We start from the raw sequence: 13,186 nt of genomic DNA on the forward strand, positions 1-13,186 counted from the left end.
TGTCACAAGAGACAAAAAACAAGACATAAGATAATTCTTAGAAAAACCTCATCAAACAAACTTTCATTTATTTTTGAAAGTTTAAAAACTTTTACTTACATTTGTTTCATGGAATTCAAAGAAGCAAAAAATAAGTTCGTACAAACCTGGGGAGCATTAGGTTCTCAGTGGGGTATTAATAAAACCATGGCGCAGATTCATGCGCTGTTAATGGTTTCGCACGAAGCTGTTTCTATGGAAGACATCATGGAGGAATTACAAATTTCACGCGGAAACGCCAGCATGAACCTGAGAGCTTTAATGGATTGGGGAATTGTGTACAAAGAGTTCAAAGCCGGAGAAAGAAGGGAATTCTTTACTGCTGAAAAAGATCTTGACGAACTGGCCGTAAAAATTGCCAGAGAAAGAAGCAAAAGAGAAATTAAACCTGCTCTTAAAATATTAAAAGAAGTTTCTACAATTGGAGCAAATGATACTGCTGAAGAAAAACACTTTGTCGATCAGACTTCTAAATTGTATGATTTTGTTTTAAAGGCAGATAATATGATGGATAAAATGACCGAATTTAATGAAAATTGGCTGGGACGTCTTGTCCTTAAAATCATGAAATAAAAAAATTTAATCATAACTTTCATTTTTTTCTGAAAGTTTAAAACAACTCAAGCAACTATGAAAACCGCATATTTAAAATACATCAATACATTTGCCATTGCCCTTCCTTTACTAATTGCATTAACCTATCCGTTTTTTGATATAGGTGTTCTCTTATACGCTATATTAGCTATTGCTGCTACCGGCTTTATTCAATTTTGCTTAGCGGTAGTAATGTTTATAGAAAATCCAAGGGATACAAGTATACATATATACATGGCGGGTGTGCTGATCTTCTTCCTACTATGGTTACGCAATCACATTGTTGGTTATGATAACTTTTTAACTGTTATCTTAGTCCCTGCTCCTTTTCTGCTTTCATTTTATCTCTCTTTTTTAGTTTATATAAAACGATAATTATAATTCTCAGGAATTTAAAAAACAAAGCTTTATATTTCATATTTTTCTGAAAGTTTAAAACAAATAATAACTATGAAAAACCTAAACTATTTAAATTACTTTTTTGTTGGATTACCATTAATCTTCTATTCGCTATCGCTAATAATCGAGGAGTTTATATTTTTAGGAATGCTTTCAACAATTCTAACCGGAATATTTCAGGTTACTATCGGAATACAAATGATACGGGATGAACCTCAGGATAAGAATCTTAAAATTTATATAGGAAGCGTTGTGCTGTTTTTTTTCTCACTCTTCCTCTTTTACAAACTGGAATTACATGATTTTTTCAGTTTTACCCTATTTGGCATACCTCCTTTTATCGCAATTTATCTCTCTGTAATAATCTTTAAAAAAGCACACCAATGAATTTCTTAAAAGCAGAATGGAAAAACTTAGCACTTTTTAATTATGAAATTGATGCTAAACTTTTAGAAAAATATACTCCCAGCGGTACCGAAATAGATATTTGGGACAACAAATGTTATGTGAGTTTGGTAGGATTCTTATTTAAAGACACCAAAGTTCTCGGATTAAAGATTCCTTTTCATACTGACTTTGAAGAAATTAATTTAAGATTTTATGTCAAAAGATTTGAAAATGGCGAATGGAGGCGAGGTGTTGTTTTCTTAAAAGAAATTGTTCCAAAAAAATCCATCACTTGGGTTGCAAACACTTTGTATCAGGAACATTATGAAACTAAGAAAATGAGACATAAAATTCTGGAAGATGATAACAATAACACTTTTATCTATCAATGGAAAAATAACCAAAAATGGAATACAATTAAAGTCGACACTAAAAAGAAGACAACAGAAATAGAACTCAATTCTGAAGCTGAATTTATCACTGAACATTATTTCGGCTATACCAAGATTGATGAACATAAGACTTTTGAATATGAAGTCACACATCCGAGATGGAAACAATACAAAGTTTCCAATTATAAAATTGACATCGATTTTGGAGAAACTTACGGACAAGACTTTGAATTTCTTCAAACTCAAAACCCAACTTCGGTTTTTCTGGCTAAAGGCTCAAAAATTACCGTCAAGAACAAAAGAGAAATTGAGTTGATCTCTGTCGAAGAATCTTATACCTAAAATGTTTCATTTTAAAACCAAAAAACTATGAAAACGCTCGAAAACCAAACCCTACTTTACGATGAAGATTGTCCCTTATGCAGTTTGTATACTACTGGCTTTGTAAAAAGCGGCATGTTAGATCAAAACGGAAGAAAATCATACTGTCAATTATCTGAAGAAGAACAAAATTTTGTTGATTTAAAACGCGCTCCAAACGAAATCGCTTTGATTAATAACCAAACAAAAACAGTAACTTATGGAATTGACAGCTTAATTAAAGTTGTCGGTTTTTCTTTTCCGCTTATTGAAAAAATTGCAACTCTAAAACCGATTCACTTTATCCTCAAAAAAATGTATTCTTTTGTTTCCTACAATCGAAAAGTCATTATCCCCGGAAATGTCGTCGAAGAGAACAAATTACAATGTACTCCCGATTTTAATTATAAATATCGCTTTCTGTTTATCGGATTTGCGTTAACAGTAACAAGCGCTATTCTTTTTGGTTATGCTAATCTTATTCCGGATTTACCGAAAACCAGTGTTTCAAGAGAAATCATGATTGCATTGGGTCAAATTGTTTTCCAAAGTTTGTTTTTATTCCAATTTGACAGACAAACCATTATGAATTATGCCGGAAATCTAATGACCGTTTCTTTAATGGGTTCCTTAATTTTAAGTCCTGTCCTGCTTCTGAGTAAATTTACACCGCTTTCAGAATTTATTATTTTAGGCTGGTTCGGAGTCACCGTTTTGATTATGTTTTTGGAACATCGCAGAAGAATCAAAATTTTGAAACTTCCTGTTTACTTATCTTACACCTGGATTCTCTATCGAATTATTGCTTTATTCTTCATTTTAAACTGATTTAAAAAATCGTCACAGATTGTACGGATTACCATTCGGGCAATTCGTACCAAAAAAATACAACAATGAACAAACTCATCATCGCGGCCGGAACAGGATTTCTGGGACAGGTTTTACTACATCATTTCAAAGACAAATTTGAAGAAATTGTTATTCTGACCCGGGGGAAGTCACAAATCATTGATGGAATAAAATATGTGAACTGGAATGCCAAAACTTTTTCAGGCTGGGAAAACGAACTGGAAAATGCTACGGTACTAATTAATCTGGCAGGAAAATCGGTGGATTGCCGCTATACTAAAAAAAATAAACAAGAGATATTATTATCCCGAATTGAAAGCACAAAAATTTTAAACAAAGCCGTTTTAAATTGTAAAAACCCGCCAAAACATTGGCTCAATTCGTCAACTTCTACCATTTACCGTTTTTCTTTAGACAAACAAATGGACGAAGTCGAGGGCGAGATCGGAAATGACTTCTCTATAAATGTGGCTCTCTCGTGGGAAAAAGCTTTTTTTAAAACAGAAACTCCAAATACCCTGAAAACGGCATTACGGACATCAATCGTTTTGGGAAAAAACGGCGGTGCTCTGCTTCCGCTAAAAACTTTGGCTAAAATAGGTTTTGGAGGAAAACAAGGAAAAGGAAATCAATGGATCAGTTGGATTCACGAAGATGATTTTGCACGTGCAATCGAGTTTATAATTAAAAAAGAGATGACCGGAAAAGTAAATATCGTTTCGCCAAACCCTATTTCGAATACTGACTTTATGCAAAAACTTCGAAAAACAGTTGGTGTCTCTTTTGGAATTCCACTTCCTAAATTCTTTTTAGAAATCGGATCTTTTATCATTCGGACAGAAACGGAACTGGTTTTAAAAAGTCGAAATGTGATTCCGAAAAGACTTTTAGAAAAAGGTTTTGCGTTTAAGTTTGAAAATATTGATCCGGCTTTTCAGAATCTCTTATCCTAAAAGAATCGAAGTACTCTACTGAAACCCAAAAAACTATGAAAATCACTTTGTGCTAAGTCTCGTATAGTCCCTGCGGGACAGTTATGCGGGGCGAAGTTTACCAATATGTAATCACTCCGAGATTAATTGGCCCTTGTATTTAATTTTAATTAATCGTCACACTTCAATCCGTGAAACTACTCCTTTCGAAGCAATACAATGCTAATATATCTTATCTCGAAAAAATATCCCGTAAAGGCTTACCAATCAATTAATCTCGGAAAGATTACATATTGGTAACCCGTATCCCCAAACTTAAAAAATGATACTAAAAATGACAGTCCTAAACCTTACAACCCGAATAAAAGCCTCTCAAAAATCGGTATTTGATGCTTCAAGAAATATTGATATTCACCAGCAATCGGCAAGTCCATCAAAAGAAAAAGCTATTGCCGGTGTGACAACTGGCTTAATCCATTTAAATGAAACAGTAACCTGGCGCGGCAAACATTTCGGTTTTTATCTCACTCACAAAAGCCGGATTACAGCAATGAAACCTTACACCTACTTTGCCGACGAAATGGAACAGGGCATGTTCAAATCTTTCAAACACGAACATTTTTTTGAAGAAAAAGACGGATTTACGATCATGAAAGATAAACTGCAATATGAAACTCCTTTTGGGATTTTAGGTGAACTTTTTGATATTTTATTTTTAGAAAAACATCTCACTCGTTTTCTTCTGGAAAGAAATAAAGTTTTGAAAGAAACTACCGAAAACAAAATTAAAGGAACGTAATCATCAGCCACCAAAATATCGGCACACTTTCCACCCAAAAAGAAGTATAATATTTGGAGCGATTGGGGTTCGCAAATACAATAAATAACATCAATATAAAAATCATGATCAGATTGATAAAAGCATCATGATAATTAAACGTAGAAACAAAAACTTCTAAACCCCAAAAAGGAATCAGCAAGAAGAGTCCTAAAATTTTGGTTCGTTTTACCCCTATGGTTTGGGGAACCGTTTGTAAATGCGGATCGTCATTGGCCAAATCGATAATTTCAAAAACCAAAACCAGAACAAAAACCAAAACAAAACGCTGAATGCATTTTATAAAAAAATCACTAGTAAAAGGAATTTCGGCATTTATTAAAGGTAAAACCAAGGTAGCGCCCACCCAGCAAACTGCCACGATATAAATTTTTACACCTTCCCAGTTTCGTGCATTTCTCCGATTCGGAAAAAACGGAAGGGTATAAAGTGCCGTTATCAAAAAAATCACAATTGAAACAATTTGAGTAATCCGCTTCAACTGAAAAAAATAATAGCCCACCAAAAACAGTGAAATAAAACTCAAAACAGCAATAATTTTCAACTGATTTCCAATTTTTCTCTTTTGAACACGAACCAAAACATCGTATTTAACAAAATTATACCCCACAATTGTTCCAAAAAAACCAAACAATGCCATCGACTCATCGTACTGAATATGAAACACATGAAAAGTAATCCGAATGAGTGCGTAACATGATAAAGCCACATGAATACTGCCATTCAGGTAAAAATCTAATATGTACTTTAACACTTTCATTATTCAAATCTAATCAATTATTAAGAAACCATATCTTTAATTGAAAATTTCACAAAAAATGAAGTTAAAAATGTGCATTAAATTATTATTAATACTTAATTTTGCGCGACTAAAAAACAACACTTTTACTACTATATGAAAACAGATGCTTTTGCTTTAAGACACATTGGTCCAAGAGAAACAGATCTTCAACACATGTTACAGACTATCGGAGTTGAATCGATCGAACAACTTGTTTATGAAACCCTTCCGGATGATATTCGTTTAAAAGCACCATTAAACTTAGATCCGGCTATGACGGAGTATGAGTTTGCCAACCATATTCAGGAATTAGGAAAGAAAAATAAAGTATTCAAATCATATATTGGTTTGGGTTACCATCCAACAATCGTTCCGGCTCCAATTCAAAGAAACATTTTTGAAAACCCGGGATGGTATACAGCTTATACTCCTTATCAGGCTGAAATTGCTCAAGGTCGTCTTGAAGCTATTTTAAATTTCCAGACTACGGTTATTGAATTAACCGGAATGGAAATTGCCAATGCCTCTTTATTAGATGAAGGAACTGCTGCCGCAGAAGCTATGGCGTTATTATTTGACGTTCGTACACGTGACCAAAAGAAAAACAATACAAACAAATTCTTTGTTTCTGAAGAAATTTTACCACAAACTTTATCTATTCTTCAAACACGTTCAACTCCGGTTGGAATTGAATTAGTGGTTGGAAACCATGAAACATTTGATTTTTCAAATGAATTTTTCGGAGCTATTTTACAGTACCCGGGAAAATATGGTCAGGTAAGCGATTACAGCGCTTTTGTTGCTAAAGCAAAAGAAAATGAAATTAAAGTTGCCTTCGCTGCTGATATTTTATCATTAGCTGCTTTAACTTCTCCTGGAGAAATGGGAGCTGCTGTAGTGGTTGGAACTTCACAGCGTTTTGGTGTACCAATGGGCTATGGCGGACCTCATGCTGCATTCTTTGCCACTAAAGAAGAATACAAACGATCTATGCCGGGCCGTATCATTGGTGTTTCGATCGATGTAAACGGAAACCGTGCGTTACGTATGGCGTTAGGAACTCGTGAGCAACACATTAAACGTGAAAAAGCGACTTCAAATATTTGTACTGCTCAGGTATTATTAGCGGTTATGGCCGGAATGTACGCGGTTTACCACGGACCAAAAGGGTTACAATACATTGCAAACAAAGTTCATGCATCGGCGGTTACTGCTGCTGAAGCTTTAAATAAATTAGGCGTTTACCAAACCAACACTGCTTACTTTGATACTATTTTAGTAAAAGCTGACGCTCAAAAAGTAAAAGCTGTTGCGGAGAAAAACGAAGTAAACTTCTTCTATCCTGATGCCGAATCCATTTCGATTTCATTCAACGAAACGACTTCAATTGCAGACATCAACCAAATTATTGCCATTTTTGCTGAAGCTTTAGGAAAAGAAACTTTTACCGTTTCTGAATTATCTGAGGCAAGTCAGTTACCGGCTTCATTAGAAAGAACATCTTCTTTCTTAACACATGATGTATTCAACAATCATCATTCAGAAAGTCAGTTGATGCGTTACATCAAAAAATTAGAACGTAAAGATTTATCATTGAATCATTCGATGATTTCATTAGGTTCTTGTACAATGAAATTAAACGCAGCTTCAGAAATGCTTCCTTTATCAATGCCTAACTGGAACAGCATTCACCCTTTTGCACCAGTTGAACAGGCAGAAGGTTACATCACCATGCTTAAAAAATTAGAGCAGCAGTTAAATGTAATTACCGGATTTGCGGGAACAACATTACAGCCTAACTCAGGAGCACAAGGAGAATATGCCGGTTTAATGGCTATTCGTGCTTACCACATGTCAAGAAACGATGGTCACCGTAATGTATGTTTGATTCCTTCATCAGCTCACGGAACCAATCCTGCTTCTGCAGCTATGGCCGGAATGAAAATCATTGTAACCAAAACTACTCCTGAAGGAAACATTGACGTAGAGGATTTAAGAGAAAAAGCGATCGAACATAAAGATGATTTATCTTGTTTAATGGTAACGTATCCTTCTACTCACGGAGTTTTCGAATCTTCAATCATTGAAATTACTAAATTAATCCACGACAATGGCGGATTAGTATATATGGATGGTGCTAATATGAATGCTCAGGTTGGTTTAACTAACCCGGCTACAATTGGTGCTGACGTTTGTCACTTAAACTTACACAAAACATTCGCTATTCCTCACGGTGGCGGTGGACCTGGAGTTGGACCAATCTGTGTGAACGAAAAACTGGTTCCTTTCTTACCGACAAACCCAATCCTTAAAGTAGGTGGTGAACAAGCGATAACAGCTATCTCCTCTGCACCTTACGGGTCAGCTTTAGTATGTTTAATTTCTTACGGCTACATCACAATGATGGGTGGTGAAGGATTAAAAAGTGCTACAGAACATGCTATTTTGAACGCTAACTACATGAAAACACGTTTCGAAGGGCACTACCCAATCCTTTATACAGGAGAATGCGGAAGAGCAGCTCACGAAATGATCTTAGATTGCCGTTCGTTTAAAGAAAACGGAATTGAAGTTGGTGATATCGCGAAGCGTTTAATGGACTATGGTTTCCATGCTCCTACCGTTTCTTTCCCGGTTGCCGGAACTTTAATGATTGAACCTACAGAATCTGAAGATTTAGCAGAGTTAGATCGTTTTTGTGATGCGCTTATCTCAATTAGAAAAGAAATTGAAGCTGCAACAGCTGATGATAAAAACAATGTATTAAAAAATGCACCTCATACATTAGCGATGTTAACTGCTGACACTTGGGATTTCCCTTATTCGAGAGAAACAGCAGCTTACCCATTAGAATACATTGCCGACAATAAATTCTGGCCTTCAGTTCGTCGTGTAGATGACGCGTACGGAGACAGAAATTTAGTTTGCAGCTGTGCTCCTATTGAAGCTTATATGGAAAACTAAAAACTAAGGTTTTCTTTTAATATAATATCCAAACCCGACAGGTTTTTAAAACCTGTCGGGTTTTGTATTTCAACACATTTTCCTACTTATGTTTCATTTATAACAAATCAAAAAACACTTTTTACTCTAAGAGAAAAATCACACTCGTAAACCGCCGATCGCAAACGTTTGAAATCTCGCTAAAATCTATAATTCATTATAAAATAACCAATATATCTCCCAAAAAATTATTATTCCTCAATTATATGCGTGCATAGTATTTTTTATGATAGTTATCATGATTTTATTTATACTTTAGCCCTAAATTTACCGGACAATAAAGGAATAATGAAAATAAAAATAATAGGTATAGGAAGTTACATTCCTACTCAAGAAGTAAGCAATACTGACTTTGGTGATCATGTTTTTTTAAATGAGGACGGAACTCCTTTTGGTTACCCTAACGAAGTTGTAATAAAAAAATTCAAAGGCATCACCGGTATCGAAAATCGTCGTTATGCCGAAGACCAACATACCTCATCTGATTTGGCCTTTTTTGCTTCCGAAAAAGCTCTTGAAAATGCTAAAATAGATCGCGAAACCTTAGACTACATCATTTACGCACATAATTTTGGTGACGTAAAAGCGGGAACCCATCAAACTGATATTCTTCCAAGTTTAGCCACACGTGTAAAAAACAAACTAGGAATTAAAAATCCTAAATGTGTCGCTTATGATATTATTTTTGGCTGTCCGGGCTGGATTGAAGGTGTCCTGCAGGCGAATGCCTTTATAAAATCAGGCATGGCAAAAAGAGTGATGGTAATTGGTTCTGAAACACTATCAAGAGTGGTTGACGATCACGATCGTGATTCAATGATTTATTCAGATGGTGCAGGTGTTTCTATTTTAGAAGCTTCTGATGATGAAGCAGGATTACTATCTTATGAAAGTGCCACTTTTGCAACTGATGAAGCCAACTACCTATTCTTTGGAAAATCATACAACCCTGATTTAGATCCAGACATTAAATACATCAAAATGTACGGGCGTAAAATTTACGAATTTGCCTTAAGTCAGGTACCATGTGCGATGAAAAGCTGTCTTGATAAAAGTGGAATATCCATTGATGAAGTGAAAAAAATTCTGATTCATCAGGCCAATGAAAAAATGGACGAAGCCATTATTGCCCGTTTTTATAAACTATACGGAAAAACACCTCCCGAAAACATTATGCCAATGTGCATACATGATTTAGGAAATTCCAGTGTTGCTACAGTACCAACTCTTTATGATTTATTGATTCAGGGTAAACTGGAAAATCACGAAATAAATAAAGGTGATGTTGTTATTTTTGCCTCTGTTGGAGCAGGAATGAATGTCAATGCTTTTGTGTACAGATATTAGTTTTTAAGTCGCAGTTTACAGTATGCAGTCGCAGTTTGCAGTATACTGAATACTGTCACTGAATACTGTGACTGTAAACTGCGACTGAATACTGTGACTGCATACTGTAAACTAAAAAAGTCCGTATCCTATGGTGCGGACTTTTTTTAGTATATTTGCGACCTAATTATAAAATCAAGAACGAGAAATTGTTTCGTTCCTCGCAATGACTATGTACGAAAAAACGTTTCCCAATAAAAGATTCAAACTTACTTTAGAATTTTTACAAAAACACGTTAAAACATCAGAGACTATTTTTGATTTTGGTGTACCAAATCCATTCTCTAAGATAATGGAAGAAAATGGTTATACTGTAAAAAACACAAAAGGTGAAGATCTGGACAACGATCAAACGGCTTTACAAACGGAAGAATATAGTGTTTTTACCGCTTTTGAAATTTTCGAGCATTTGCTTAATCCTTATACCATTCTGCAAAATGTAAAATGTGATAAATTGTTAATATCAATTCCGTTGCGTTTATGGTTTTCATCTGCATATCGTTCTAAAACTGATATGTGGGACAGACATTATCATGAATTTGAAGACTGGCAATTGGATTGGCTTTTAGAAAAAACAGGCTGGAAAATTACCGATCGTCAAAAATTTACACATCCGGTAAAAAAGTTTGGTTTCAGACCTTTATTGAGATATTTCACACCTAGATACTATATAGTTGTAGCTGAAAAAGTTAAGAACTAAGATTGCTGATTAACGATTTTTGATTTTAGATTTTTAGATGACTTTCACAGAATCTAAAAATCTAAAATCTAAAATCTAAAATTATTAAAATGAAGTATTACATCGTCATTCCGGCTCACAACGAACAGGATTTAATTGGCTTGACCTTACAGTCTTTGGTTTCACAAACTGTTTTACCCTCAAAAGTTGTTGTGGTAAATGACAATTCAACAGATCGAACCGAAGAAATCGTACTGGATTTTGCAAAAGAAAATTCTTTTATTTCTGTTGTAAACAAAACATCCGATGCGATTCATATGCCGGGAAGTAAAGTGATTCAGGCGTTTCAGAAAGGCTTTGAAACTTTGGATTCCGACTATGATATTATTGTAAAAATAGACGGTGATCTTATTTTTCCTTCCAATTATTTCGAAACTATAATTTCGCATTTTAAGTCTGATTCAAAAGTAGGAATGGCGGGAGGTTTTTGTTACATTGAAAAAAATGGAGACTGGGTTTTAGAAAACCTTACCGATAAAGATCATATTCGTGGAGCACTCAAAGCCTATCGCAAGGAAACATTTCAGCAAATTGGCGGTTTAAAACCTGCTATGGGCTGGGACACTGTAGACGAACTGCTTTGTAAATATTACGGATGGAAAATTGTCACTGACACTACTTTACACGTAAAACATCTGAAACCAACGGGTGCTAACTATAACAAAACCGCCCGATACAAACAAGGCGAAGCATTTTATACTTTAGGATATGGTTTCTGGATTACCGCAATCGCATCGGCTAAACTGGCCATGATGAAGAAAAAACCATTTCTCTTTTTGGATTATATCCGTGGATTCTGGAAAGCAAAAAAAGCAAAAACACCTTTACTCGTTACTCCGGAACAAGCTAAATTTATTAGAAATTACCGCTTTCAAAAAATGAAAGAAAAGTTAATTTGATTCGGAAACCAACCGAAAAGACTTAACTCATAACCCAAAACTCATAACTTCTTTTTACCTTAGCCAATATTTGTAAAACTATGATGCTAATTCGTTACTTATCCCAAGTTGGGAAATATTTTTTAATGCTGAAAGAGATTTTCAATAAACAGACCAAATGGCCTGTTATGCGACAATTAATTTTTAAAGAAATTGATGATTTAATTATTGACTCTCTGGGTATCGTTTGCTTTATCTCTTTCTTTGTTGGAGGTGTTGTTGCGATTCAAACGGCTTTAAACTTAACTAATCCTTTAATCCCAAAATATTTAATTGGTTTTGCTACACGTCAATCTGTGATTTTGGAGTTTGCTCCTACTTTTATTTCGGTAATTATGGCCGGAAAAATGGGATCCTTTATTACTTCAAGCATCGGAACTATGCGTGTTACAGAGCAAATCGATGCTTTGGAAGTTATGGGTGTAAACTCTCTTAACTATCTTGTTTTCCCTAAAATTATTGCTTTACTATTATATCCTTTTGTGATTGGAATCAGTATGTTCCTGGGGATTTTTGGTGGATGGCTGGCAGGTGTTTACGGAGGTTTTACGAGCAGCAATGACTTTATAATTGGAGCCCAAATAGAATTCATTCCTTTTCACATCGTTTATGCTTTTATTAAAACTCTAATATTTGCTATGCTGTTGGCTACCATTCCTTCTTTTCACGGTTATTATATGAAAGGCGGAGCACTAGAAGTAGGTAAGGCCAGTACGGTATCGTTTGTTTGGACTTCGGTTTCAATCATTCTTTTTAATTATATACTAACACAATTGTTACTAGGATCATGATAGAAGTAAAAAATTTAGAAAAATCATTTGGCGACAGCAAAGTTCTGAAAGGTGTTTCGACCGTTTTTGAAACTGGAAAAACGAACTTAATTATTGGACAAAGTGGATCCGGAAAGACTGTTTTATTAAAAAGCCTGTTAGGAATTCATACTCCTGATAATGGAACTATTGAATTTGATGGCCGCGTTTATTCAGAACTGGATCCGGATGAAAAAAGAGAATTAAGAACTGAAATCGGAATGGTTTTTCAGGGAAGTGCTTTATTTGATTCGATGACCGTTGAAGAAAATGTAGCATTCCCGTTAAAAATGTTTACTAACGACAACAGAGCTAAAATCAAAGAACGTGTTGATTTTGTTTTGGAAAGAGTAAACTTAATTGATGCCCATAAAAAATTACCGTCTGAAATTTCGGGAGGAATGCAGAAGCGTGTTGCAATTGCACGTGCTATTGTAAACAATCCGAAGTACTTATTTTGCGATGAACCCAACTCCGGTCTGGACCCCAATACTTCTACTCTGATTGATAATCTGATCAAAGAAATTACAGAAGAGTACAACATTACTACAGTTATTAATACTCACGATATGAACTCGGTAATGGAAATTGGTGAGAATATTGTATTCTTAAAAAAAGGAGTTAAAGCATGGCAGGGAACTAAAGAAGAAATCTTCAGAACAGATAACGAAGCCATTGTGAAATTCGTCTATTCTTCCAATCTGTTTAAAAAAGTACGCGAAGCCTATTTGAAAGGATAA

The 13,186-nt window shown here is 34.9% G+C and carries 13 protein-coding genes; 12 read left to right on the forward strand and 1 reads right to left on the reverse strand.

Translation table 11 applies throughout. The annotated features are described in order from the left end of the window. Positions 1-108 precede the first annotated feature (108 nt). The 6 genes from JO950_RS14985 to JO950_RS15010 all read left to right on the forward strand — a co-directional run bounded on the left by JO950_RS14985 (position 109) and on the right by JO950_RS15010 (position 4,751). Positions 109-612 carry a GbsR/MarR family transcriptional regulator gene (locus JO950_RS14985; RefSeq protein WP_202703388.1) on the forward strand — a complete coding sequence of 168 codons (504 nt, stop codon included), beginning with the start codon at positions 109-111 and terminating at the stop codon, positions 610-612. 57 nt (positions 613-669) lie between these two features. Further along, the gene (locus JO950_RS14990) at positions 670-1,008 is read left to right on the forward strand and encodes a hypothetical protein (RefSeq protein WP_202703389.1); all 339 of its coding nucleotides are present in this window, start codon (positions 670-672) and stop codon (positions 1,006-1,008) included. Between the two features lie 407 nt (positions 1,009-1,415). Beyond that, positions 1,416-2,153, forward strand: coding sequence for a YqjF family protein (locus JO950_RS14995; RefSeq protein ID WP_202703390.1), 738 nt, complete (start codon positions 1,416-1,418; stop codon positions 2,151-2,153). Positions 2,154-2,180: 27 nt separating this feature from the next. After that, the gene (locus JO950_RS15000) at positions 2,181-2,999 is read left to right on the forward strand and encodes a hypothetical protein (protein WP_202703391.1); all 819 of its coding nucleotides are present in this window, start codon (positions 2,181-2,183) and stop codon (positions 2,997-2,999) included. A 65-nt stretch (positions 3,000-3,064) separates the two neighbouring features. Next, positions 3,065-3,973 (forward strand): TIGR01777 family oxidoreductase, encoded by a 909-nt coding sequence (locus tag JO950_RS15005; protein WP_202703392.1) that lies wholly within the window; start codon positions 3,065-3,067, stop codon positions 3,971-3,973. Between the two features lie 313 nt (positions 3,974-4,286). Beyond that, positions 4,287-4,751, forward strand: a complete 465-nt coding sequence (locus JO950_RS15010; RefSeq protein WP_202703393.1) for an SRPBCC family protein — start codon at positions 4,287-4,289, stop codon at positions 4,749-4,751. Here the strand turns inward: JO950_RS15010 and JO950_RS15015 are convergent. After that, a complete protein-coding gene (locus JO950_RS15015) occupies positions 4,738-5,550 on the reverse strand; it encodes a hypothetical protein (RefSeq protein ID WP_202703394.1) in 813 nt (270 codons plus the stop codon). The genes JO950_RS15010 and JO950_RS15015 overlap by 14 nt on opposite strands. 135 nt (positions 5,551-5,685) lie before the next feature. Here JO950_RS15015 and gcvP point away from each other — a divergent pair, with 135 nt between their 5' ends. From gcvP to JO950_RS15045, 6 genes are all read left to right on the forward strand, one after another. After that, a complete protein-coding gene (gene gcvP / locus JO950_RS15020) occupies positions 5,686-8,535 on the forward strand; it encodes an aminomethyl-transferring glycine dehydrogenase (RefSeq protein ID WP_202703395.1) in 2,850 nt (949 codons plus the stop codon). A 327-nt stretch (positions 8,536-8,862) separates the two neighbouring features. Beyond that, entirely contained in the window at positions 8,863-9,921 is a 1,059-nt protein-coding gene (locus tag JO950_RS15025) for a 3-oxoacyl-ACP synthase III family protein (RefSeq protein ID WP_089077652.1), read from the forward strand. A 211-nt stretch (positions 9,922-10,132) separates the two neighbouring features. Continuing rightward, complete coding sequence (locus JO950_RS15030; protein ID WP_202703396.1) at positions 10,133-10,660, forward strand: methyltransferase; 528 nt, start codon at positions 10,133-10,135, stop codon at positions 10,658-10,660. 89 nt (positions 10,661-10,749) lie between these two features. Further along, on the forward strand, positions 10,750-11,598 hold the full coding sequence (locus tag JO950_RS15035) for a glycosyltransferase family 2 protein (protein WP_202703397.1): 849 nt from the start codon (positions 10,750-10,752) through the stop codon (positions 11,596-11,598). 80 nt (positions 11,599-11,678) lie between these two features. Then, positions 11,679-12,428, forward strand: a complete 750-nt coding sequence (locus tag JO950_RS15040) for an ABC transporter permease (RefSeq protein WP_202703398.1) — start codon at positions 11,679-11,681, stop codon at positions 12,426-12,428. Then, on the forward strand, positions 12,425-13,186 hold the full coding sequence (locus tag JO950_RS15045; protein ID WP_202703399.1) for an ABC transporter ATP-binding protein: 762 nt from the start codon (positions 12,425-12,427) through the stop codon (positions 13,184-13,186). Before JO950_RS15040 ends, JO950_RS15045 begins: the two co-directional genes overlap by 4 nt.

The organism is Flavobacterium sp. UGB4466 (assembly GCF_903469665.1).
Lineage (GTDB): Bacteria > Bacteroidota > Bacteroidia > Flavobacteriales > Flavobacteriaceae > Flavobacterium > Flavobacterium lipolyticum.

Bases quoted from the DNA above. Each gene is read 5' to 3' on its own strand.
- JO950_RS14985 (WP_202703388.1), top strand. From the start codon at position 109: ATGGAATTCAAAGAAGCAAAAAATAAGTTCGTACAAACCTGGGGAGCA.
- JO950_RS15030 (WP_202703396.1), top strand. From the start codon at position 10,133: ATGTACGAAAAAACGTTTCCCAATAAAAGATTCAAACTTACTTTAGAA.
- JO950_RS15035 (WP_202703397.1), top strand. From the start codon at position 10,750: ATGAAGTATTACATCGTCATTCCGGCTCACAACGAACAGGATTTAATT.
- JO950_RS14995 (WP_202703390.1), top strand. From the start codon at position 1,416: ATGAATTTCTTAAAAGCAGAATGGAAAAACTTAGCACTTTTTAATTAT.
- JO950_RS15025 (WP_089077652.1), top strand. From the start codon at position 8,863: ATGAAAATAAAAATAATAGGTATAGGAAGTTACATTCCTACTCAAGAA.
- gcvP (WP_202703395.1), top strand. From the start codon at position 5,686: ATGAAAACAGATGCTTTTGCTTTAAGACACATTGGTCCAAGAGAAACA.
- JO950_RS15000 (WP_202703391.1), top strand. From the start codon at position 2,181: ATGAAAACGCTCGAAAACCAAACCCTACTTTACGATGAAGATTGTCCC.
- JO950_RS15005 (WP_202703392.1), top strand. From the start codon at position 3,065: ATGAACAAACTCATCATCGCGGCCGGAACAGGATTTCTGGGACAGGTT.
- JO950_RS15045 (WP_202703399.1), top strand. From the start codon at position 12,425: ATGATAGAAGTAAAAAATTTAGAAAAATCATTTGGCGACAGCAAAGTT.
- JO950_RS15015 (WP_202703394.1), bottom strand. From the start codon at position 5,550: ATGAAAGTGTTAAAGTACATATTAGATTTTTACCTGAATGGCAGTATT.
- JO950_RS15040 (WP_202703398.1), top strand. From the start codon at position 11,679: ATGATGCTAATTCGTTACTTATCCCAAGTTGGGAAATATTTTTTAATG.
- JO950_RS14990 (WP_202703389.1), top strand. From the start codon at position 670: ATGAAAACCGCATATTTAAAATACATCAATACATTTGCCATTGCCCTT.
- JO950_RS15010 (WP_202703393.1), top strand. From the start codon at position 4,287: ATGACAGTCCTAAACCTTACAACCCGAATAAAAGCCTCTCAAAAATCG.